Source organism: Sporosarcina sp. E16_8 (assembly GCF_017347095.1).
Taxonomy (GTDB): Bacteria; Bacillota; Bacilli; order Bacillales_A; family Planococcaceae; genus Sporosarcina.
On sequence record NZ_JADPRZ010000005.1, the window covers coordinates 67811 to 92216 of the forward strand.

The 24406-nt window shown below is 38.7% G+C and carries 20 protein-coding genes and 1 other annotated feature; of the genes, 5 read left to right on the forward strand and 15 right to left on the reverse strand.

Annotation, left to right across the window (positions count from 1 at the left end):
- Positions 1–1344: 1344 nt before the first annotated feature.
- Positions 1345–2328: a helix-turn-helix domain-containing protein gene (locus tag I2484_RS06220; protein WP_207150175.1), complete on the reverse strand. Its 984-nt coding sequence runs from the start codon at positions 2326–2328 to the stop codon at positions 1345–1347.
- A 638-nt stretch (positions 2329–2966) separates the two neighbouring features.
- On the opposite strand from I2484_RS06220, the gene I2484_RS06225 reads away from it, so the two are divergent.
- On the forward strand, positions 2967–4169 hold the full coding sequence (locus tag I2484_RS06225) for a tyrosine-type recombinase/integrase (protein ID WP_346014162.1): 1203 nt from the start codon (positions 2967–2969) through the stop codon (positions 4167–4169).
- Between the two features lie 164 nt (positions 4170–4333).
- On the opposite strand, the gene I2484_RS06230 is transcribed toward I2484_RS06225, so the two are convergent.
- The 4 genes from I2484_RS06230 to I2484_RS06245 all read right to left on the reverse strand — a co-directional run bounded on the left by I2484_RS06230 (position 4334) and on the right by I2484_RS06245 (position 9733).
- Positions 4334–7504, reverse strand: coding sequence for an ATP-binding cassette domain-containing protein (locus I2484_RS06230; RefSeq protein ID WP_207150279.1), 3171 nt, complete (start codon positions 7502–7504; stop codon positions 4334–4336).
- A gap of 377 nt (positions 7505–7881) precedes the next feature.
- Positions 7882–8298 (reverse strand): SRPBCC family protein, encoded by a 417-nt coding sequence (locus I2484_RS06235; protein WP_207150176.1) that lies wholly within the window; start codon positions 8296–8298, stop codon positions 7882–7884.
- The gene (locus tag I2484_RS06240) at positions 8295–8621 is read right to left on the reverse strand and encodes an ArsR/SmtB family transcription factor (RefSeq protein WP_207150177.1); all 327 of its coding nucleotides are present in this window, start codon (positions 8619–8621) and stop codon (positions 8295–8297) included. The genes I2484_RS06235 and I2484_RS06240 overlap by 4 nt, the downstream gene beginning before the upstream one ends.
- 623 nt (positions 8622–9244) lie before the next feature.
- Complete coding sequence (locus I2484_RS06245) at positions 9245–9733, reverse strand: GNAT family N-acetyltransferase (protein WP_207150178.1); 489 nt, start codon at positions 9731–9733, stop codon at positions 9245–9247.
- A 411-nt stretch (positions 9734–10144) separates the two neighbouring features.
- Here I2484_RS06245 and I2484_RS06250 point away from each other — a divergent pair, with 411 nt between their 5' ends.
- Complete coding sequence (locus I2484_RS06250) at positions 10145–10702, forward strand: cysteine hydrolase family protein (protein ID WP_207150179.1); 558 nt, start codon at positions 10145–10147, stop codon at positions 10700–10702.
- Between the two features lie 196 nt (positions 10703–10898).
- Here the strand turns inward: I2484_RS06250 and I2484_RS06255 are convergent, their stop codons facing one another.
- The 4 genes from I2484_RS06255 to I2484_RS06275 all read right to left on the reverse strand — a co-directional run bounded on the left by I2484_RS06255 (position 10899) and on the right by I2484_RS06275 (position 14880).
- A complete protein-coding gene (locus I2484_RS06255; protein ID WP_207150180.1) occupies positions 10899–11357 on the reverse strand; it encodes a VOC family protein in 459 nt (152 codons plus the stop codon).
- Between the two features lie 752 nt (positions 11358–12109).
- Entirely contained in the window at positions 12110–12841 is a 732-nt protein-coding gene (locus tag I2484_RS06265; protein WP_207150181.1) for a helix-turn-helix domain-containing protein, read from the reverse strand.
- Positions 12842–13196: 355 nt separating this feature from the next.
- The gene (locus I2484_RS06270; protein ID WP_207150182.1) at positions 13197–13949 is read right to left on the reverse strand and encodes an SDR family NAD(P)-dependent oxidoreductase; all 753 of its coding nucleotides are present in this window, start codon (positions 13947–13949) and stop codon (positions 13197–13199) included.
- Positions 13936–14880: an MBL fold metallo-hydrolase gene (locus I2484_RS06275; protein WP_207150183.1), complete on the reverse strand. Its 945-nt coding sequence runs from the start codon at positions 14878–14880 to the stop codon at positions 13936–13938. Before I2484_RS06275 ends, I2484_RS06270 begins: the two co-directional genes overlap by 14 nt.
- Positions 14881–15052: 172 nt before the next feature.
- Between I2484_RS06275 and I2484_RS06280 the strand changes: the two genes are divergently transcribed.
- The 3 genes from I2484_RS06280 to proC all read left to right on the forward strand — a co-directional run bounded on the left by I2484_RS06280 (position 15053) and on the right by proC (position 18527).
- Positions 15053–16201 carry an SPFH domain-containing protein gene (locus I2484_RS06280; protein ID WP_207150184.1) on the forward strand — a complete coding sequence of 383 codons (1149 nt, stop codon included), beginning with the start codon at positions 15053–15055 and terminating at the stop codon, positions 16199–16201.
- A 21-nt stretch (positions 16202–16222) separates the two neighbouring features.
- Entirely contained in the window at positions 16223–17344 is a 1122-nt protein-coding gene (locus I2484_RS06285; RefSeq protein ID WP_207150185.1) for a TFIIB-type zinc ribbon-containing protein, read from the forward strand.
- Positions 17345–17416: 72 nt separating this feature from the next.
- Positions 17417–17630 (forward strand) — a binding site (T-box leader).
- An 87-nt stretch (positions 17631–17717) separates the two neighbouring features.
- Positions 17718–18527 carry a pyrroline-5-carboxylate reductase gene (gene proC / locus I2484_RS06290; protein ID WP_207150186.1) on the forward strand — a complete coding sequence of 270 codons (810 nt, stop codon included), beginning with the start codon at positions 17718–17720 and terminating at the stop codon, positions 18525–18527.
- Positions 18528–18947: 420 nt separating this feature from the next.
- Here proC and I2484_RS06295 read toward each other — a convergent pair whose 3' ends face one another.
- The 6 genes from I2484_RS06295 to copZ form a co-directional block, all read right to left on the reverse strand.
- Positions 18948–19346, reverse strand: a complete 399-nt coding sequence (locus tag I2484_RS06295) for an FtsW/RodA/SpoVE family cell cycle protein (protein ID WP_207150187.1) — start codon at positions 19344–19346, stop codon at positions 18948–18950.
- A 282-nt stretch (positions 19347–19628) separates the two neighbouring features.
- Positions 19629–19763 carry a hypothetical protein gene (locus I2484_RS21400; RefSeq protein ID WP_255551161.1) on the reverse strand — a complete coding sequence of 45 codons (135 nt, stop codon included), beginning with the start codon at positions 19761–19763 and terminating at the stop codon, positions 19629–19631.
- A gap of 412 nt (positions 19764–20175) precedes the next feature.
- The gene (locus tag I2484_RS06300) at positions 20176–21207 is read right to left on the reverse strand and encodes a S66 family peptidase (protein WP_207150188.1); all 1032 of its coding nucleotides are present in this window, start codon (positions 21205–21207) and stop codon (positions 20176–20178) included.
- Positions 21208–21284: 77 nt separating this feature from the next.
- Positions 21285–21548 (reverse strand): glutaredoxin family protein, encoded by a 264-nt coding sequence (locus I2484_RS06305; protein WP_207150281.1) that lies wholly within the window; start codon positions 21546–21548, stop codon positions 21285–21287.
- A gap of 70 nt (positions 21549–21618) precedes the next feature.
- The gene (locus I2484_RS06310) at positions 21619–24030 is read right to left on the reverse strand and encodes a heavy metal translocating P-type ATPase (protein WP_207150189.1); all 2412 of its coding nucleotides are present in this window, start codon (positions 24028–24030) and stop codon (positions 21619–21621) included.
- A gap of 121 nt (positions 24031–24151) precedes the next feature.
- Complete coding sequence (gene copZ, locus I2484_RS06315) at positions 24152–24352, reverse strand: copper chaperone CopZ (RefSeq protein ID WP_207150190.1); 201 nt, start codon at positions 24350–24352, stop codon at positions 24152–24154.
- Positions 24353–24406 lie beyond the last annotated feature (54 nt).

Below are 24406 nucleotides of genomic sequence, written 5' to 3' on the forward strand. Positions count from 1 at the left end.
AGCAATTGAATCCTGTCTTATATACACTTTGAGCTTCGACCGTTCAACAGCAGTCTCAGCTACTTAATAAGCTAAACAGCACTTGAGCCATACTTTTGCCAGGAGCGAATACCCCAACTAGTTACCGGGTACGCCATCTATCTTTAGCGAATAAAGAGCAGGATGGAATGCCTAACTTCCAAATTTATTAGACTGTTTGACAGACGTCGAACGGGACGACCTTCATGGGGATAGAGTGGAAGGGTAGCTAATTTTGTAACTGGCATCCTTTTTTACATCTTCCGCAAATGCGCAAAACACATCTCGGGAAATGTCACTCAATATAATTGAAAGGGGTCAGCTTCAATATAGACCAGTCCGTATCATCTATTATTTATTTATCTATCTTTTCTTATTTTATTTCATCGAAAATAACGTGCCCAAAAACCATGGACATGCATATTACAACAGTTGCTAAATAACCTAGTCGGTATTCAATAACACGCAAAAAAACAAAAGTGATAGCAGTACTAATAAATAAAATGTCCATGATAGATATTAAATTTACCCCCTATATATATTGCTTTCCTGAAAACCAAAAATATTTATTGTTCCCGGCATTTGGATTTTTTTGATTGATCATGGAGTAGTATTTTATTTTTATATAAAACACCTTCCCCCTAACCGTTCAGCCTGTGAAGAAATAATTGGATGCAATTTGCTTGTAATGCCCATATACTATGGTGGTTTCACATCATAGACGTTGTATTATAAATTTTTAGTTACTGCATCATCAACTCCTACAAATCAGTTCTTCTCCCACTTTTTCTGCAGTAAAATAAGTATACCGATCAATCCCAACGTGCCGAATACAACATAAATGATAGATGAACAATAACGAGATAGCTATCATTCAACTAATAATTATGACTTTCGAATTGCATTTAATCCCTCCTGAAATTTTATTTGGCTATCTGTGTAAGTGATTTAATGAAGACTGCTATATCCTTCTGCTATTTAGATACATTTATTTGTATTATATTATAATAAACCTTTTTCCTTATGGTTAGAGCTCTATCCCAATTGCCCGTCTTGAACTATTATCCTAGGTTGAAGCATATTCTCGTTATTTTCTACGTAGAATTATCCTCGAACTTCTGACATATCTCTGCATTTACAGTATTTCATAATACGTCTTATTATGAAGAAGGAAATTTCTATCCACATTTATATAGTTTACATAATAATATTATGCGTTAAACTTATTTTGGTTTTATGGGATTGTCATGCCTGCCCCTTCTGTAATCAAAATTAACCCAAAAACGAGTCGATATTCGCTCGATTTTGGGTTAATTGGGATACATGTCATTCCGTTTTTTCTTCTCTTTCAAACTTCTCACGTATTGCTTCTTCCACATATTCACTCATTGAAAGGTCTTTTTCTTTGGATATCTCCTGCAATTTATCAAGCAGATTGTTTGGTAAATCAAATGTCGTACGCCGATAGCCGCTAATTAGCATCCACTCAGCTTCTTCGATCACAACATCACCTAATACGAGAAATTGCTTGATAATACTCGCTGTAAGGATGTCCGGAACCGGTATAGGAAGCACGATTTTACCGCTTTTTATCGAGAGTTCGATATGAGTTTCTTGCTCGCGGATACGAATATTTTCAATCCCCCACACTTGGTATACGAAATCAAGGAAATCAAAGGACTCTTGCATATCTTTCGGCAGTAAAAAGTCTGTATAGCCCCTTACTCTACTGTTCGGTTGATGGATTGGATAAGCCGCTTCGTACTGATAGGCATGGATGCCGTTGGTATAAGGAATCCATGTTCGTGATTGCAAATAGAAGCCCCACTCTTGGTCGTCGTTGCGCAATACACGCATCTCTTGCCCCTGTTGTGTACGAAACAGCTGGTAAAGTACGATGTCGAATTTAGAATCATAATACTCAACCCGTGTCCCGCGTACAGATGCGGTACGTTCGATTTCTTGTCGGATCCAGACGGCCGTTTCATCCGGAATGGAATAGATTGTGCGCTCATCTCCAACAGGCAATTCATCCACAGGTAAAGTAGTCTCTCGAATCAAGGCGTAAATACGTTGCGGTGTGACCCCTAATTGCTTAGCGAGTGTAGATGGCCGTAGACCAAGGGGCTGATGGCGTTTGCGTTCGATCGCAAGTGCATCTACCTCTTCTTGTTTGTACCTAACTTCACGTATTAGACGGTGTGGATTTGCTATTTTGATGATTTTCTTTTGTTTAGCGTAGTGATACACAGTGGCCTTCGAAATGCCAAGTATGTCCGCTACCTCTTGTCTGGTATACCAATTTTTCAAGTCAAACTCCCCTGTCTGCCGAATATGTATCGCATAAATTATAGGTATTCCAGTGCGTTTTTTTGAGTGAAAATACAAATAAATAGTGCTTTTTTTGATTAATTTTACGTAATTCCTGATTATTTTTATATAGTAATTCGAATAAAACGGATTGTAATACGATTTTAACTAATCTCTTTTTTTTACGTATTCCTAGAAACAGTTATGTATGCGTAATTAATTGTGAGATGGAAATAATGGAATAAATCGTATTTATATAGTCAACAATAGTAATAGTATAGCGTGTTTAAAATTCAATAGCAACTACTTACTATCTAAGAATACATTCATTATAAATATAAATAATAGATAACATAAACAAAGGGACTCTTTTTTTATGTTATATTGAATCTGTGGTAAAATGGATTTATAAGTAGAAAATGAACTTGCTTGAAGTAAATATTATTGTAATTCTAAATAGAGTAATACATAGTACTTAAATTCCCATAAAATAGAGTTGTCGCTACTATAATTTAATATCGGAAATAAACAGGTGTAAACGTAATTTTTTAGATAGGTATTGCAAAACTGGTTTACTTATCGATTGATTCTCATTAGTTCGTCTATAGTCACCTAGTATAGGGTTAAAACTATTGATTGTGTTTCAAAACAACATAACGCTTGTTTTGCGGATTGTAAAAGGAGAGTTGTATACAGTGTTTTCATTGAGTGAAAAAAAACAGTTGCAAATGACTGTTTTGAAAAAGGGTTTACAGGATTTAACAACTTTACCTTCGCTTCAAAACCGGTTAGATGAAGCCGAAAAAGAGGGACAAACGGCTTTTCATGATTTTACGGATCCGGAGATGATAAAATGGTTTCTTTACGAACGCCGCCACTTGAACCAAAAAAACGACCGAACGGAGAGGACGGTCCGAGAGTATCAGCGTGAGCTTCTGCTCTTCATCGAACAGCTCTTTACATACAGCGCAGAAATAGATGTAGATGTTGCCTATATAATAGAAGGTTCTTTGTTTAAATCACTTCAATCACGTCATTTAAGGAGGTATCAGGAGTGGTTAGCAACTGAAAGTCCTTATGTGATAAGTAAGGGGTCATATTCCCCCGCCACTCTGGAACGGAAAACAACGATTCTCAAAGCTTTTTTTGCATTTCTGCATAAGGTGGGCTATATCCAGGAACCGATTCACAAGGGACTACGCATTGCATCTGTTCGAAAAGATGACCGTCCTAACCGTGATTTGGGGCCAGTTGATGTCGTTATACTGCTAGATACATTTCGAGATATTCAGCAGCCGGTCATGTTTACCATTATCCATGTCCTCACAACCACTGGGATTCGGAATGAAGAGTTTTGTACCTTGCAGGTAAAGGACTTGAAGCTAGATGCAATTCAGGGCGGCTACTATTTAGATGTATTGGGGAAGGGTAACAAGAGACGGCATGTACCGCTGAAAGAGAAAGTGGTAGACAGCATTCGCGGTTTTCGTCAAGCAAGGGGTCTACTACCGATCGAGCAAGCACAACTAGAAGATCCGCTCTTTACAACGAATACAGGTCGAGCGTATTCCCCCTCGTATTTATCGCAATACGTAAAAAAGGAAATTACCAGCCTAGAACAGCTACAGTTATCGGATCAAACGCTGAAAATTACCCCTCACGTATTCCGCCATGCTTTTGCGATTATCTCAAAGCTAAATGGTGTAGATATTTACGATATTATGCGGTCACTGGGGCATGAGAAGATTGAAACGACCATGATTTACTTGGAGAAGGTCTTCGAGAAGGAACGACATGCCATTCATTCGTGGAAATCGGAAGGGTTTGGGGAGTATATTTAGAGTGTGAACAAGGACAGCCCCTAATGTCGTTTAAATTCCGACTTTAGGGGCTGTAAGTTGTGACGCTTTTTATTTGTCTGTAAAGCTATGATTGTAAATGAGTTTTCTTCACTAACTGACAGCTAGCTCTTTACTTAACTATCACTTATTTCAATAAATCGAATTTAATTATTTTGCTCAAGGCATTGATAAACCGCCATCAAATCTCGTTTAGTTAACTCACGAATACGATTGAAGATTGGAATATCAGCAACTGCCTCAGTATATAGGTTTTTCTCAACAACATCACTTACTTTACCAGTGAGCCATGTGTCAACTGCTATCCCTTCGACAACCTCCTGAAGTCCTTCATCAGTGATGCCACTTTCATTACAACTCACACATGGAATCGTTAATTTATATACGCCATCATGGAGATTATCTTCTGTAATGACTTTCTTTCCTTTACAGAATGGACATGGATAACTTTTTTTGATCTTATTAATTTGGGTAACAATTTTTTTATATCCAAACGCTTCATAGACATAGGTAAACTTTTTGTATTTTCCATTGGTGAAATACTTATCAATGATCGTTTCTCTTGTCTCAGTGATCTTATCAAAATCACAGATTGTAACCTGGTTGTTCGTGCTGATGGATTCGATATTGCTGCTAATTTTACCCCAGAATGGTAAGGCATTTTGTAATACCACTTCATAACCAGCAAAGCTTGCCATTTCCAATTCAACTATTTTCAGCGCGACTTGTGTTTCCCTAGGCAGTAAAGAGACATCTTCCGTCAAAGTCATGTCTCCACCGACAATAGATTTCAATTTCACCAGTTCCGGTAACGCACCTACTGTTTTCAATGCTTGATCAAGCGGTTGGTTAATAATCTCACGAATATCCGTATCGCCAAACTTGAGCTGTTGATGATGGTTTAACACAGAACCTTTGCAAATCGGGCATGTAATCATTTTTCTAGATGCTTTCATATCCTCTTTTATAATCGATTTCGAAATAGACATATACATTCCAATTATGCTATTAAAGCCTTGCCATGTTCTCTGCGTCTTGGCTTCTTTATCATAAAATGACTTTTCCAAATACCCGTATAAAAAGGTATGCTTTTCTTCATCCGTCATCTCATTATAACTTTTACTCATATCATGGCCGAGCTCATTCTTAATTTCATCAAAAATGAATTCCAATCTTGAATATTGATAATGTTTTAATACCTCCATCACATCCGGATGCAATAGACCCTCCCAGAATGGAGCGTTTTTGTCTTGAATCACAACATCTATATCAAACTTTCCAATCATCCGACGGCCCGAGCAGCTTGGACAATGATTGTCTTGATTATAGAAATCGAAGCTATGCGTATTTTTATTGGTCGGATGAGTTGCCACAATATGGTTGATCAATCCACCCATTTCATAGAGAAAACTATATTGACTATACAAGTGTCGTTCCAGATCAATGGCGATTACGGGTGCAATTGTTTCAGATTCGTATTCACCATAAATCAAACGTGCCATTGATGATAAACTTTTTAAGATACCACCCTTATAGACGTTTTCTGCATTTTTAAAATAGGCAATCTGATTTTCTTTTAAATAGTTAATACCATTTTGTTGATGGATAGTTGAAGGGATTTGCAATGGAGTAACTCGATCCGCACTGTTTTGCTCTCGATAATAATCCTCATGACTGACAACATCAAGACGTTGAACAGGTGCAAGCTGTCTTTTACCAAAATCAACGATAAAATCAGAGCTTTCCATCATATAAGAGTTATGTTCAATCATGATCATTGAGACAGATTCATCCTGAAGAATGACCCTAATACTATCAATGAATTGATTTAAAATGTTTTGTGATAAACCTTTTGAAGGCTCGTCAAAAATAAAAAGCGTATGAGGGTTTCTTGAGTTGGCAAACAGCTCAGAAACTAAATGGACACATTGAAATTCACCATTCGATAAGGACTGTGTTTTTCTTTCCAACGTCAAATAACCGAGTCCAAGTTTGATCAATAAGCTCAAGCGTTTATAAGCGATGTCATCATTCGGCAGTTCGTCAATAATATCTTCAATCGAGCGCTGAAAAATATCTTCTATATCTTCGCTGTACTTTGTGAGTTTCCTTTTAATATCAAGAAAAGTCGCAACTGTTGACCGACTGGTAATCGATTGGTTTCGATTTTGTCCTACCATTACCAGTTTATCTTTTGGATATCGCTTCAGAAAATCCTTGGCTATACACTCATTGACAAGTGTAGATTTACCACATCCAGACTCACCGGTAAAGGTTACAAGTCTATTTTGGGGAATTTGAATTTCAGCCATTTGAATAGTACGACAGTAAAGATCATGAAACTGATAGTATTCTGTTGGCATTGCCTGATTTCGTTCCGAAGTGACTGGTTTTGGACGTGGGGATTCTTCAACAATTTTTCCGCCGTATTTACCACTACCAGGCCCAAAGAACAATTGCTCATCCGTTGCGTCGAGCACCGTGTCAGAATGATCAATAAGCCAAATTTGATTCTTATAGCCCAATTGTTTAATCTGATCTAAAATTTTCAATAGTGTTTGGTGATCAAGACCCACGGAGATTTCATCAATAATAATAACGGTATTTTCACTTGTTGCCATGAATTCCGCCAAGTAAAGTCGTGTTAATTCTCCACCTGACAATGTACCCATAATACGATTTAAAGTTAAGTAACCAATATTCATATTGATGATATTTTTAAGAATATGTTGTTTAGCTTCACTAATATGTAATTCTTCTCCAAGGGAAAGAATAGATTCAATGCTTAAGTTGTTGATATCGGAAATACTATGTGGTTGATCCAATAAATCTATCTTATATTGCTCAACCTCTGGATTATAGCGCCTGCCTTCACACTTTTTACATTCGACATTTTTAGTAGTCCCGCGTCCTTTACACGGAGGGCACCAGCCTAGCTCATTATTAAATGAAAAAACTTCTGGAGACAGATTGAATTTTTCAGCAAGAGTAACACGAATGTCTTTAAAAACACCTGTATGTGTGCCAATTGTAGAACGTGGATTGGAAGAAATCGCTGATTTTCCGAGGAAAAGGACTAAAGGCATTTCTTCCATCTTTATGGCACTGAAATTGGTCTCCATTATACCGGGAAATAAATACTGATATTCAGCCTTCGGCAATAAGGAAACGAGACGCTTCTTGGATTCTTCACCAATTGTTTGACAAAAAGTTGTTTTCCCAGAACCAGACAAACCAGCAATTCCTAACGATTTATCCACTGGTAGTGCTGCATCTAACTTGTCAATATTGTTCGCAATTAATTGATTTATCTTCATAGTAATACCCTCTCCATCCTCTAAATTTAGTATTGCCATGTTTGCTAAATAATAATTTTGACAAAACTTGTTTGTTAACTCAATTCTTTATCCCATTAAAAATGACGCTTTCCATGTTCCGGAAAAGCGCCCTATTGCTGAAGAATGGTTTATTTGAATAAAATGATTACTACATATTCGACACTACTTATTTAGAACTAACTAGGTGGTATACCTAACCATAATAACGAACAAAGCTGTATTGGAAGAAAACCCTATTAGTTAAGTGCCGAATATATAGTAATAATTATCAATTTCTGATTGATTGATCTATTCAAGTGCCCACTCAATAGGTTTGGCCTTAAAAGCAGGTATTATAGAGGTTCAAGAAATCAATTTTACAGTTCTGCTAACACTCTCTCGAGCTGCTCACCCATTTGTGTCCAAGCATATTTAGCTCCCTCGATAGCACCCTGGCGAGCTTTTGTTTCTTCACTAAATCCAGTTTGATCGAAATGTAGTTGGACAGTTCCATCTGAACCTTTTTTCAAAGTCCATGTAACAGTAGTGCTTTCTCCAGCACTTACCCAAGTGTAAGATAATTTATAAGGCTCGTCCACTTCGAGTACCTCGCTGTCTACAATGCCATCCCACCATTCGTTAGGCTCTGTACGAAACTGAAATTTATGTCCAACGACTGGTTTAAAATCATTATCCCATATCCATTTCGCAAGCGTATCCGAATCTGTTAAAGCGTTCCATACCTGCTCGATGGAACTTGTAAATTGATAATCTAAAGATACATCTGATTTCATTTTTTTTCCTCCAATATAAGATTTAATTTAGCAATTCTTTCTTTCCAAAATCCTTCGTAAAAAGATACCCAATCTTGAATTTCTTTCAACGGGGTGGGATTTAGTCTATATCTTGTTTCCCTACCGACTTTTCGAGCGATTACGAGATCAGCATCTTTAAGGATAGCCAAATGCTTAGAAACAGCTGTACGCCCCATTTGAAAATGAACCGTTAGCTCATGTAGGGGCAATTCTTCAACATCTGCCAACATTCGAAGTAATTTTCGCCTTGTTGGATCGGCAACAGCGTCATAAACATCCCTCACTTGACTTTTTTCGTTCAAAATCACCCCCGCCTTTTCATTAATATTTCCTGTAAGGTCACCGATTAAACATCATGATAACCTAATAGGACACCATTTGTTGTCTTATTGATTATAGGGCACCAAATGGTGGCGTGTCAAGTTTCCTTGCTATTCTAATATCTTGCCCTTTAATGGAATAAGGAATGATTATTTGATCTCTTCCGATAGCATTCTATATAGAGAAGCTCTAGATAAAATTGTGAACCCCGAAATCATGCTAAGTTTGTTACGGTATTTCATTTAGTCTCCTGCAGTTAGCATTCTGATCGTATTGTATGTAGTGATTTATTAGTACGTTTACTAAAAACCTATTTTTGAACCTCGATGATAATGAGTCGTTCCTACAAGGTATGCATACAGAATATTTTTTCAGAATCCGTATAATAGAGTTTAGGAAGTAGACCAATATCTTGATACGTGTGGAAAAATAGAATTGCAGAATTTATTTGTTGCGGTTTATCCAGTTTAAGTACATATTTTCTGAAACAGTATAGACAAGGCCATCTGTCGTTCCACTCTTCATATTATTAATTTCTTGTTTGTTGAGGTTAAGTACTTCTTTACCTTGCAGGCTCCTACATATATGATTAACTTTTTATTTTTTAGTCGCATAATGACTCTCCTTGTTGGCATTGAAAAGTCATTTTCAGAAATTCAAAACGATTACCATTTGTATCCTGCATAAAAGTCTCAACGTCTTCAAATCCAATTTTTCTATATACCTTTATTGCCCTCTGATTGAAAGTTGCTACTGATAATGTTATCTTTCGTGGTTTATATTTTATTTTGGCAAAATCTAAACCTGCCTTCAAAAGTTCTAATCCATTTCCATTGCCGGTTAAATTCGGTTTAATTCCTAATCCTATATCAATAGTATTTATTGCTACTCTATTAAAACTAAAGAAACCTATAGCATCATTATCCTTAGTAACAAAAAAGTTTGAGTCACCTCGTTTTTGGTCATCTAAGAACTCGGCTAAATCTTCTTTATCTTCTTCCATATTGTAAAAAGAGTATTCAGCATCATAATGCCAATTAAATGCAATCTCTTCCGCATGTTCTTGTGTCATATATTCAAACTTATACCCCATAAATATCCCTCCTTGTATTACTACTACAACACCATCCATTTACCTCGTTCAATTAACCTGCGACGCTAGTTACTTTCACTTTTATAAAAATTAGAAGTCGTACCTACAATTTCAAGTGTAACGTAGATAACTTAAACACAATAGATTATTTTCTTTACATTCACTCAAGTTCGAATTCCGCGGGAGGTCTGATTGTTAAATGAATTTCCCTTAATAAATGAGGTTTTTTCATGGAAATGTGTTAAGATTTAATAGTCTAATAATAATTAACACTAAATTATAGGCAATATAATTTTTCGAGGTAGATATTATGACAAACAATAGAAATGTTGGCGTGAAAAATTACAAATGGAAAACGTCTAACTAATTAAACTATATAGCGTTTTCCCACATTTGAAAGGGGAAAATCATTTGAATCAAACACTATTAATTATTGATGCTCAACAAGAATTAATAGATGGGAATCAAGAAGAAAGTCCGGTTTTCAATAAAGAACAGCTTATTAGGAATATCAATAAAGCGATTGAAAAAGCAAGAGAATCCGAAGTTCCAGTTGCATTTGTAAGGGATCTCGATGTTGCTGAAGGTAAAGGTGGAGGATTTCAAGTTCACAATGAAATTAATGTACCTGCGAAGGCAAAGATTTTCGATAAAACTGCAACGAATTCCTTTCATGGGACAGATCTTCTAAATCATTTACGATCTCAACTAATTGAACATGTTGTTGTTATGGGCTGTAAAACACAACACTGTATAGATAGTGTCGTCAGAACAGCCACAATTAGCGGTTTGGATGTAACATTAGTTGGCGACGGGCATTCAACAACGGATAACGAGGTTTTAAATGCGGAGCAAATCATAAATCATCATAATAGTACTCTTCATGGACATTACAATGTCGAACACTTTTCAATTGTCAGAAATGTAGAGGAAGACTTGTTTTGTCCAAACCATGACTCGTATAGGTAGAATACAGCTAAAAGCTATACTAAAATATGCGGCTTTTATTCAACAATAATAGAATGCTTTTATGAAATGACTAAAGCCTTATTTCTCGCTTACAACACCGAGAAATAAGGCTTTTTATAATGGATTTTTTTAACGCCACCCCTTTAGGTTAAAAGTGATAGACTGCTTGATTAAGAATGCACTATTTTTATTTAGGCTAGCAATCCGCCTTCTCCCAATCACTCAAATACATATTACTGTTTAAGCTAGGATCGTTTTTCTCCACTTTACAGATGAATTCTAAACTATTTCCATCTGGATCATTAAAATGTATTTTGGCATGACCATATCCCTCATTAGGCATAACGAATGGTTCGATTGGTTCAAAACCAAACGCTTTTCTAGCCTCGATATTTCTTTCAGCAAGCCATTTGAGAGAATTCCGTAGATCTTCTAATTCTACATTGAAAGCAATATGTCGGATTGATGGGTGATAGTCAAGATTTACTTTGTCCGTTTGCCATAAGCCTAACCAACTTTTGTCTTTTTCTATCCAAAGGAATGCTACTCGAGCATCTATTCTGTGGTCAAATTCTAAGCCTAAACTTTCATAAAATTTAATTGAACGATCTAGGTCACTTACGGGTAAATGCGCTTCATATAATCCTTTAATCATATTATCTCCCTAACCTAGTTTTCTGTTTTACTGTTGAATTCCATATTCGTAGCAATGCATTTCTGGTTTGCATGAATTCTCCCTCAATCTAAAGCCTTTAGACCCCTTTAGTTAAAGCAGCCAGTATCAAAGCCCTGTTCGTGAGATTTTTACTCCCTGGTATCTTACTTCACCGTCAATAGATTGCGCTTCGGATGGAGAGAGACTTACGCTTTGCACTTGATTTAAGGTTGACCATGGTGACCGTGCTTTCAAATCGACACTACTCAAATTAAACACCCTTCCGGAGATTGAATTTTTAGTTATATCACACTAGTACTCTATCATAAAACTACATAACTTGTTTTAATTTTAAGTACAATTCGGACACTGTATATACGGAACTACTAATTTAGAATTAACTAGGTGGTATACCTAACCCGTATAACGAACAAATCTAGCGAAGCAACGACACTAATGAAAGGCAGCCCAATGTCGCCGCGTCCTGCGGCAAAGGCTGCACACCTGCATCCTGCAGGCGCCGAAGCAATAAGACTGACAGTGTTCTTCTGACGGGCTTATTGCGTAAGGCCATCACCAAGCGACAAAGCGGTGTTAAAAGAACATTCTAGTTGTTAAGTGTCGACTATATAGCGATGTCATTTATAAATAATCGATTCTAATTAAGCCGTTACCTCAAGGATAGACTGTTTTTTATAGTTAAATGACAAAATGGTTATTACAAATACGCTAAATGCAAATATATATGTAATTCATACCATTTTTAAAACATAGTGCAAGTATCTACGAACTTGGATGATCCGTTCAGTCAATGAAGCTGATACGATTATGTAGAATTTCTCACTTTCATCCGTTTTGTATAAGTTGCGCACAGTCCTTCTTTCATCTGGCCAGAATCCAACCAATGCATTTGTTTCTTCCATTTCACGCGCTATATCATATAAATAGCCATTAGATGGAGACCAACCAAACAAACTATTCAATTGTTCCTGAACCTCGGCCATGTGAAAAGATGTACGATTTAAGCTAAGTCGCAGTGCCATAAACCGTACAACGTCTTTTACAGATAACAACTTTGATATAAATGATCTAAAATCTTCGTGTAATGGTTCAATTTCGACTTCTGCTAGTGATCCATTTTTAGTTAGATAATAATAGAACCGATCTATGACAGTCGAAACTTCGCTAAATCGAAGCGCGTAAATAGTTTCGTATTCCTGAAGACGAGCTTTTCCCTTTTTAGTAATTTGAAAGAGCTTTTTGCGGCCTTCTGTTCGAGAATGCAGAAAACCGTCGTTCTCTAATGTGTTAGCAGTGCGTGCGACATACTCATAGGAAACGGAACGTCCTGGGAATTCTAAGTTGAAGTGTTCATGAAGTGCTTTTGAATAATTTTCTTGTTCCACAATAGATCTTAATAAGAACAAGGATAGAGCATCACCAACACTAAATCCAACAGCTTGTTGAAACGAAGGTAACTTCATAAATGGACAACTCCTACTATTTTAAATAATCATACACCTCGCTAGTGCATATATCAATACAATTATCGGTCGCGATGTATCTCCTTCTTTTAAAGACTTTCCCTTGCTTTAGCCATCAATTTAACACCTGATCTTAAATGAAGCTAACTAACACATCATACGGGAATATATCAATTGCAGATGAATATACAATTAGCGAGCAATTTCTTTGTATATGCACTAGCGAGGTTTCATATATTAAGCGTATATGCACTCTTTAAAATACTCTTAATTTTCAATTGTTTAACTCCGTATTTCCTTTTCAAGGTAAAAAAACCGGTTAGCGCACACCGGTTTTCACAAAATATGATTCTTTTTATTTCTTCATAAAATACTTACGCCCTAACCGTTCGACAAGCGTCGGCGCAACTGCGTGCATTCTACTCGTGATTCCCATATACCAAGGTAAATTCACATCGCGAACTGGTTTCCTGACTGTTTTAATCACCGTATCGACCACAGTTTCAATGGTCAATAAGTGCCTACCTAGCGATGTACGATAAGTACCTGTTTCATCCGCGAGATCCAGAAAGGGAGTGTCAATCGGACCCGGGTTAATTGTAGTTACATGGATATCGAATGGAGCCGCTTCCATTCGAAGCGCATTCGTATAGCCGATAATCGCATGCTTTGAGGCAGCATAAATAGAAGCCTTGGGTGTTGCCACTTTTCCAGCTTGAGAACCGAGGAAAATCAAATGACCGCTGCGCCGCTTAATCATGCTCGGCAATAGAAATTTAGTGAGCTGCATGGGTGCGATTACGTTGACAGCCATCATACTTTGAATCGCTTCGTCAGACGTTTCGTGCGCGAAATCGAACGAGCCAACGCCCGCCGAAAAGATGACAACATCGGGTGAACCAATCCTCGCCATCAACTGCTTAACGTCTTCACTTTTCGATAAATCTGCAGGTATCGTATGCGCGCCTTCACGTTGCAACTCCTCTAAAACAGTAAGTGCCCTGCCTGTTGCCCACACCTCGTGTCCTTCTGCCAACAGCCGTTTCGACAGTGCATATCCAACCCCGCTAGTTGCGCCTGTTATGAGAATCGATTTAGGCTTGCTCATAATGCAAGACGCCGCCTTCATCCCGCTTTTCACGGATCAGCCCTTCGTCGACTAGGTAATCTGTTTGCCCAATCGTTTCCGAAAGCGTAAGACCAAGCTCTTTTTCATAGACAGCCGGGAACAGTTCACGTGTCAATTCGAAAATTGTCCGTGGGTTTTCGTCCATCATTGCACGTACTTTAATTGCCCGTTCGCGCTGTTTCACCAGCCGACTTTCAATAAGTTCGTGAGCATTCCGTACTTCATTGCCATGCCCGGTATAAATAATGTCTACCGGCAATGTCAGAATACGTTTCAACGATTCGTTGTATTGCAGCAAAGAATGCGGGCGTCCCTGCGCAGGATCAAGTGGCGGTTCAATAAGTGGGTTTGAAGACACTTTTTCAAGTACTAAGTCTCCACCAATCATTGTTCTATTCTCTTCGTCCCATAATACGATGTGACTTTGCGCGTGACCAGGTGTTTCCATAACAGTCCACCCAGGGTGCCCGGGGAGCGCATCACCCTCTGACAGCACTCCATCCAATGGACGTTCCCCCATAAAAGCGACAGATCGTTTCATCTTCTTAACCCAACCAAGGTACTGTTCAGGCACCCCTTCTTCTTTCAAACATTCGAGATAAAACGCGTCATGGTAGTTGAAAAATGCTTCATCTCGCTTGAGCCATAAATCGTTATACTTATGCCCAAGAATTTTAGCGTTATCAAACGCGTCAATCCAGCCAGCATGATCAGGATGATGGTGTGTCAAAATAACTTGTTCGATATCGTTAAATGTATAACCTGCGCTCTTGATGCCTTGTTTCAATGCTTCATATGCTTCAGGGGTTTTCGGCCCCGCATCGACGAGTGACAGTGTATCTCCTTTTATCAGAAATGCGTTTACATCGCCGACTGCGAATGGTGTTGGAATAACAATCTTCTGTATCATATGGAAAATCCCCTTTATAAATATGAATGAGTATTCAGTACATTGTACCTTTTTTATTGGATAGCGTCATCTTTTGAATCAATTCACTACCATGAAGTTTAACAATGGTATAATGAAAGTATCTATTCTCAAATTTAATAGCACGATATAGAACTACTAGGAGGGCTAAAGTATGGGGTTATTTGGATTTTTCAAAAGTCAGTTTATCGAGGTCATCGAATGGACAGATAGTGGCACGAATACGATGGTCTATCGATTTCCCGTTCAAAACAATGAAATCAAAATGGGTGCAGAATTAACCGTCCGAGAATCGCAAGTAGCTATTTTTGTCAATGAAGGTGAAATTGCGGATGTCTTTGGTCCAGGGCGTCATCTATTATACACTCAAAACATGCCGATTTTGACGAAGTTGAAATCATGGAAGCACGGATTTGAATCCCCTTTTAAAGCGGAAGTCTATTTTGTCAATACCAAGCAGTTCGTCAATCAAAAATGGGGCACTTCAAATCCAATAATGATGCGAGATCCAGAGTTTGGCATGATCCGTTTACGTGGTTATGGCATTTATTCATACCGTGTGTCCGAGCCGACTGTATTCTTAAAGGAACTGTTCGGAACAAATGCATCCTATGATACGAGTAATATTGAGGAACAGTTGAAAAAAATGGTGCTATCAGGATTGACAGATCTTTTTGCCGAGTCGAAAATACCGGCATTGGATTTGGCGATGCACTATGATGAACTCAGTGAACTAGGGAAAGAAAAGATGAAAAAACGATTCAGTTCGTTCGGATTTGATATCACTTCCCTATATATTGAAAACTTATCCCTTCCTGAAGAAGTGGAAAAAGTAATAGATAAAAGAACATCGATGGGTGTTATTGGAGACATGAACCAGTATCAGCAATACCAAGCTGCTGAGGCAATTCGAGAAGCTGCTAGAAATGAAGGTGGCGGATTGGCGGCTGCCGGTGCAGGAATTGGAGCAGGGGCTGCAATTGGTAGTGTCATGGCAAATGCATTTCAAGGCAACCAGCAACAAAAAAATTCGCCTTCAATGCCGCAACCGGAAAAATTAACTTGTCCGCATTGTCAGGCACTCATTCATGCAAGCGCAAAGTTTTGCGGCGATTGTGGGAAAACTGTACAACAGCAAAAAGTACCATGCATCAGCTGCCAGGCGGCAATAAATGGACATGCAAAATTCTGTGGGGAATGCGGCGCACAACAAGTGACCGAAAAAAAATGTGCGAAATGTGGCAAGGTAAACGCCCCTAATACGAAGTTTTGTGGGGACTGTGGCGACAATTTGCAACAGTGAATAGCTAGTGAGGTGTTTAAGGTGGATGGTTTAGAAAATGATGGACGTGCGGAAACGATACTAGTTGAACAAACGGAAGTGAATAAATGCTCTTCCTGTGGCGGTAATACAGTTTTTGAACCTTCAAGTGGAACACTTAAGTGCCCATTTTGCGGAAGCGAAAAAGAAATAAACATATCGCGAGAAAACACGATTGAACATGATTTCTTACAGGCATTAGAAACAGAAGACCACAGTTGGGATGATGAAAAACGTGTGTTCAAATGCGAAAACTGTGGTGCCGAAACCCTTTTAGATCAAGACAAAGTTGCAGGTTTTTGCTCATTTTGCGGATCGTCGCATATTGCGATCACGGATAACCACGCAGGTATCAAGCCGGCTTTGGTCCTCCCTTTTCAAATTACGAAAGACGAGGCGGTCGGAAAATTCAAGGTGTGGATGAAAAAGAAATATTTTGCCCCTTCCAAGCTGATCCAATCGTATAAATTAGACCATTTGGCTGGTGCTTATATTCCTTACTGGACGTTCGATTCTCAGACAAATTCATCCTACGTCGTACAAATTGGTACGTATTATTATGTTACAAAAACAAGGACTGTAATTGAAGATGGCAAACCCAAACAAGTAACAGAACAAGTGAGAAAAACCAGGTGGCATACAGAACATGGTAGTTTCAGCAAATTATTTGATGATGTATTGGTGAAAGCCTCACGTAATGTGGCCAGCGGATTGATTGATAAAGTTGAACCTTTTCATCTAAATAGACTTGTTGATTATAAAACGGACTATTTATCTGGATTTTTGGCAGAGAAGTATTCAATTCCATTGAAAGATGGATGGAATGATGCCAAAGTTGTTATAGACGATGGCATTACAAGTGGTATATACGGCAAAGTTCATGGCGATGTTGTAAATATTGTGAGTGTCTCCACTGATTATGACAACATAACCTACAAACATATTCTATTACCTTTATGGATTTCGTCGTTCCAGTTCAACAATAAGGTCTATCGTTTTCTCGTCAATGGACAAACTGGCAAAGTAAGTGGGAAATCCCCTGTGAGTACCGTAAAAGTATCAATTGCAGTAGGGATGGTTATTGCGATTATAATTGCGATTTACTTTATCTTGGAAATGACCTGACAATGACTGGATAATAAATTAGATAGTTGACTTTTTTTAGACGACGTGCAATAATCGGTCTAATTCAAGTACATATAGGCGTTGACGAAGACAAGTAGTTGCGGCAATGGAGAACAGAAAATGTGGTCAGCGGCTGAAAGCCACATCCCCTCTCCCGCTTCGAACCTCCTTCTGAGCTACTGTGGAAACACAGGCGTGCCTTTCGCGTTAAGAAAGAACGAGATGTACCGGTTTTATGCCGGTAAATTTAGGTGGTACCGCGGAAACATGTGTTTTCGTCCTTATTAGTAGGGACGAAAGCGCATTTTTTTATTGTCCAGATTTGAGCGCGCGCGCGTACGCCGTTATTAGTGCAATGAGAGGGGTAATTTGAATGGAAACGATTGTATTTATAGGTGCCGGTTCTATGGCAGAAGCTGTTATTGCAGGAATTGTGGAACGAGGTGCAGTAGTACCCAAAAATGTTTTTGTTATGAATAGATCTGATGATGAAAGGCTACTTTCATTACACAATAAATATGGTGTATCCATTGTCTGCAAGGAAAAAGAAGCGCTGAAAAATGCAGATCTCATCGTTCTTGCGACAAAACCAAAGGACATCCACCAGGCAATGGCGGATACACTTCCCTATTTAGACGATAATACAGCCATTTTGTCTGTTATTGCAGGCGTTTCGATTCAGACAATCGAAAAAGGTCTTGGTGCAAGACCTATCGCACGCTCCATGCCAAATACCTCCGCTACAATCGGCAAATCTGCCAGTGGTATCGCGTGGAATCAAGCGATTAGCGAAGGGTTAAAAAAACATATCCTCGGTCTGCTAGAATCAATCGGCATGGTAAAAGAGGTGGATGAAGATGACTTACACGCCGTCACTGCCCTTTCCGGTAGCGGTCCCGCATATGTCTATTATTTAGCAGAAGCGCTTGAGGAAGCAGCGATCGGCAAAGGACTTTCAAAAGACATAGCGCGCGCGCTTATCATCCAAACGCTTGAAGGCGCAGCGGCAATGTTGAAAGAAACAGGTACAGAGCCCGCGGAACTACGGAACAACGTGACGAGCCCAGGCGGCACAACGGAAGCCGGCTTGAATGCGTTGGAGAACGGTAAGTTCAAAGAAACGATTGCGGATTGTATTGAAAAAGCTGAGGCGCGGTCACGTGAACTAGGGGCGCAGTCTTAAAGCTACTTATTTTGCAATAAACAGAGGGACGCAAAACTCGACTATATAGTTGGGACTTAACAAATAGAATGTTCTTCCTACATCGCTTAGTAGCTTGGTGATGGCCTTACGCAATAAGCCTGTCAGAATAAGACTTAGGAGGGATTGAACTGCATCCCTCCTAAGTCTTATTGCTTCGGCGCCTGCAGGATGCAGGTGTGCAGCCTTTGCCGCAGGACGCGGCGACATTGGGCTGCCTTTCATTAGTGTCGCTCCTTCGCTAGATTTGTTCGTTATACTGGTGAGGTATACCATATAGTTAATTCTAAATAAGTAGTGCGAAAATATAGTAGCCACTTTTATAAAAAGCGTCTACTATTCGAGCTATCGTTCAAGTTTTAGAAATATGCGTTTTATCTTATCGAACTAGTTTACATATAACTAAATTTGTCCTCTTTCTAGATGACTAAAACCACTCGACGTCAAATCTTTCCTCCGATAGACGCTTAATACAATCCCAATTAAAAAGGCATTAAACAGGATTGGCATTAATCCATAACTGATAAATGGTAATGAGATAGACATGATTGGGAAGAGACCAAGTGTCATTGCGATATTGCTAACTAACTGGACCGTATAAAGAGCAACAGCACCGAAAAGAAGAAGCTTGCCAAATGGATCATGTATCTTACGCGTAACCATCATGATTCTTGCTACAAAAAGGAGAAGAATGCAGACGAGAGCAAGGGCAGCTAGCCAGCCGTAGTAATACGTAAAACCAACGAATACCAAATCAGTGTGAACATCTGGTATTACTTGATGATTCGAAGCATTACTCAACCAACCAGCTTATGGGACTCTTCTTCAAAGTTTGAAACCCATTGTTCATCATAAGGCTTAACTTCAACTTTTCTCATTTAAATCCCACTTTCCGTCGTTCAATAAATCCTTTTTTCTTATGGCTATATTAAACGATGAAGTTTATTTTGATGAACAGTTTAAGATTCATAATAAATGGGGCTAGTATGTTCGTATATTTAATTAGAGTTCCAGTTAGCGTAAGTTGGTTATTTCCTTCTTTCTCCCCAAAAAAGTATTAAACCAGTGGACGAAATCACTCCCTTATTGCGAAAAATAAGCAATAGTAAACAATATCATGATGATTAATCCTATCCCTGCTACTAGTAAATAGACTCCACTGATAGTAAATAAAGATATCTCTAAAAGTTTACTAACTCTTTTTTTATTGTTTTTCAATGCTGCCATCCCCCTAGTCAATTAAATAACATCACTTTATCAGGGTCCCTGAAAAATTCAAAAAGTGTTTCTATTTGTGACTCTATTACTCTATCGGTGGAAATTTCTAGTATACTATGTTCATTGAAAAACTGAATCCCCCTCGTATATTCCACCCCTTATTTACCATTGTAACCTAATTAAATTAAATACTGGAATTAATCAAACATAACAATCCCTTTTAATGAAAAAAGAGCTACCGACCAAATTAAACTGGACAGCATCTCTTTTTCCCAATATAAAAACTCCATCTGCTATTTACCCACCGTTTTCCATTGCCCTTAAATACTCTGTCCTACTGAATTTGTGAAGCTTTTCTAGCTTATCCTATGCTTCATCAAACCAAGGTGGAGTTTTACGGGTACCACTTACCTCACTCCACACCGCTCTCCAGAATCGAGAAAGTCCCCTTATCGCAATTAATCTTTGCCATCACACCATAGGGCAATACAAATTTTGGTTCTGTGTGGCCAAAATTCAAATTATAAAGAATCGGTAAATCCTCCAAGCCATACTCTCTCATGACCTGATGAATTACTTCTTTATAGGATTCATAATATTTTTCGTCCTGTGGTTTCCCGAAAATGATGCCATTTGCCATTTGGAGAATACCTTGTGCAGCATAATTGCGCAACCAGTATTTTATAAAACTAGGTTCGGGCATTTCCTCCGATGTTTCGAAGAACAGAATGCTGTCTTTCCAATGCTTCTGTTCTGGCCAAATCTCTGTGCCCTTCGCGAACTCTAGTACTTCGATACACCCACCAATCAATCTACCTTGGACAACACCTGACCCTTGAAGTACTTCGTATCCAGTATTTTTTTGCATGGTTCGACGTCGATTCTTATTCCTAACATGCCATTCCAAACGCTCACTCGTCCATTTTTCAGCAGGTTTAATTTTACCAATAACTTCATTAGAAAAAAGTATCCGCTTCAACATATCAACTGTATAGGAATCCATCTCAACGTTTTCAGCGAAATCGGTTAAAATTGCTGGACCATAAAAAGAAGATATACCTGCTTTATGGCAAAACAGATGAGTAATCGTCACATCAGAATAGCCCATGAATATTTTCGGGTTTTTTCTCATTATGTTGAAATCAATATATGGAAGTAAACGAATACTATCTTCCCCGCCTATATTCGCAAATATTCCTTTAATGCTCTTATCCTTAAATGCCGTCATTAGATCTTCTGCACGAGCCTGTGGATGCTCATAAAGGTAATTCGAACCTTTCAAACTATTCGGCATCGGGACGACCTCAAGCCCAAAAATACTTTCTACTCTTTTAACCCCTTGGTCATAACGCCATCTAAGTTCTGAGTCACCTGCCCCTCCCCAAGAAGGACTTACTGTCGCAATTTTATCTCCTGGTTGCAATTTCTTTGGTTTTATTAGCAAACTAATCCCCACTTTCCCCTGTTGTTATCAGTCTATGCGAAGTTTTGCTCGTTGTCAGCTATAAACATTAAATACCCTTAAGACAGTATCCCTATTATTTCATCAAAATTCTGCTCAAAGCCGATCAGCACTTTTGGTTTACTCATCAAACCAACTAGTGATTTATCTTTAAAAACAAAAGTTGGCACCATCCTTGCGCCTGATAACTTGATAAGTTCTTGTTCCTTCACTGGATCTTTCGATAAATCATAATCAATATACGAAATGCGATGCTTAGCAAGATAAGCTTTTGCATCTTGGCAATCTGAACAAGTAGGTCTAGTGTACAACTCTAGTTGCATTTTTTTCACACTAATATCCCCCTTTCGATAAAACAAAAGCCATGCAGAATTCTCGCATGGCTTCAATCCTTTAAAGTTTAACTTTTTGCAAACGCAATGCATTCAAAACAACAGACACCGAACTGAAAGCCATCGCTGCACCCGCAACCCATGGGGCTAATAAACCCATTGCTGCAATAGGGATTCCGATTGTGTTGTAGAAGAATGCGAAGAATAGGTTTTGCTTAATATTACGCATCGTTTTGCGACTCATAATAATCGCATCAGCTACACTATTTAAGTCTCCACGCATCAGTGTAATATCTGCTGCCTCAATTGCAATGTCTGTACCTGTTCCGACTGCCATTCCGATATTCGCCATTGCAAGCGCTGGCGCATCATTGATACCGTCCCCAACCATTGCCACTATTTTACCTTGGTCTTGCAGTTTTTTAATTTCATCGCTTTTTTGTTCTGGTAACACTTCTGCAATGACATGAGAGAGCCCGACTTGACGAGCAATTGCTTCTGCAGTTCGTTGGTTATCGCCTGTCAGCATGATGACTTCAAGACCCAGTGCCTGCATTCTAACAATGGCTTCTTTTGACGTTTCCTTCACTGTATCCGCTACCGCCACTACACCTGCAAGTTTATAATCCACAGCAATCAGCATCGCTGTTTTCCCTTCACTTTCAAGCTTTTCCATAGCAGTATTCAAGTATAAAATAGAGATTTTATAGTCGTTCATCAATTTCCTCGTACCGACTAACACTTCTTTACCTCTAACATTAGCCCGGATACCATAACCAGGTAACGCTTCAAAATCAGTCACGTCAAGTAATGATAACCCTTTTTCTTTGACGCCTAGAACAATGGCTTGTGCCAAAGGATGCTCGGATTGATTTTCAGCTGTTGCAACTAATTGCAGCACTTCATCTTCTGAAAAGCCTGCTGTCACTCTAATATCTGTCAACGCAGGTTGACCTTTTGTCACTGTTCCTGTTTTATCCAACACGACAGTGTCAATTGAGCGGGTATTTTCCAAGTGTTCTCCGCCTTTAAATAGTAAACCCATTTCAGCTGCCCTACCTGAACCTGCCATAATTGATGTCGGCGTTGCCAAACCTAACGCACATGGACAAGCAATAACCAAAATCGATATTGTTGGAATCAATGCCGAACGGAAATCGCCAGGTGTTACAACGAAAAACCAAATTAGGAACGTTGCAAGCGCAATGACGACAACAACCGGTACAAAGATACCTGAAATTCTGTCAGCTAAACGTTGGATTTCAGCTTTCGATCCTTGTGCTTCCTCCACCACTTTTACAATTTGTGCTAATGCTGTATCTTTCCCAACTTTTGTCGCTTTGATTTGCAATGAACCATTCTTATTGATTGTCGCACCAATTACTTTATCGCCCGCAACTTTATCGACTGGAATACTTTCACCTGTAATCATCGATTCGTCGATGGCTGAACGTCCTTCAATAATTTCGCCATCCACCGGTATCCTTTCACCTGGCTTCACAAGAATTGTATCTCCCGCAAGTACTTCTTCAATCGGCAGTTCAATTTCAACACCGCCTCTTAGAACTCTCGCTGTTTTAGCTTGTAAACCTAGCAACTTTTGAATCGCTTGACTCGTTTTCCCTTTTGCACGAACTTCAAATAACTTACCAAGAACGATTAATGTAATAATGACAGCGGACGCTTCAAAATATAGCTCAGGACTTCCGACTTTTCCAGTATTCATCCATTCAATCGATAAATAAAGGCTATAGAAGTATGCCGCGCTCGTACCCAGTGCAACCAATACGTCCATGTTGGCACTTTTATTACGTAGTGAATTAAAAGCACCTTTATAAAACTGAGCACCAATGATAAATTGAACAGGCGTCGCAAATGCAAGCTGTACCCACGGGTTCATTAGAATATGAGGCATATAAATAAATGATAAAAACTCAAAATGTGCCACCATGGTCCATAGTAATGGAATCGTTAAAATCAGTGAAAGCATGAACTTTTTCTCTTGCCTTTTGATTTCCTGTTCCTTGTGATCCATTTTGTCTTTGCTATCTTGTTTTGGAATTAATTCATAGCCCATTTTCTTAACGGCCGTAATCATTTCTGCTGTTTCAACTTGTTTACTATCGTATTCGACTGCAATTGTTTCTAGAGCAAAGTTAACACTTGCGTTGGAAACACCATCCATCTTACCAATTCGCTTTTCGATTTTCGTCGCACAGGCCGCACAGGTCATACCCGAAATGTCAAAAGCTACTTTTTCTTGAACGACACTGTAACCGAGTTTTTCGACTCTTTCCTTAAACTCATTGACATTCGTTTTAGCTGGATCATAGACGATTGTTGAGCGTTCCAAAGCAAAGTTAACGTTGGCTTTCTCAACACCCTCTATTTTTGAGAGTCCTTTTTCAATGCGGTTCGCACAAGCTGCACAAGTCATGCCGGAAATTTGTAACATTTTTTCTGCTGTTGCCATTTTTCTCGCCTCCAATACTCGGTGGGGGTATATTATTTTTCAAAAAGAAGGATTATACCAAAAAGTATAATCGTTTCTACCGCTATATACCCCCACGTGGTGTAAGCAGACAGTCAATTCGTTAAGCGAGGTCGTAGCCTTGCTCTTCAATCGTTTCTTTGATTTGCGCAAATGTAGTTGCATTGTCAAATTCTACTGATACTTCATTATTGCCGAGATCTACTCTAACTGTTGAAACACCCGTAAGTTCTCCAACGCTCGTTTCGATTGAATTAACACAATGATTACATGACATGCCCTCTACTTTTAATGTTTCTTTCATATTAAAAACCTCCTATTTTAATTGTTAATCCAAACTTACTATACCCCTGCCAGG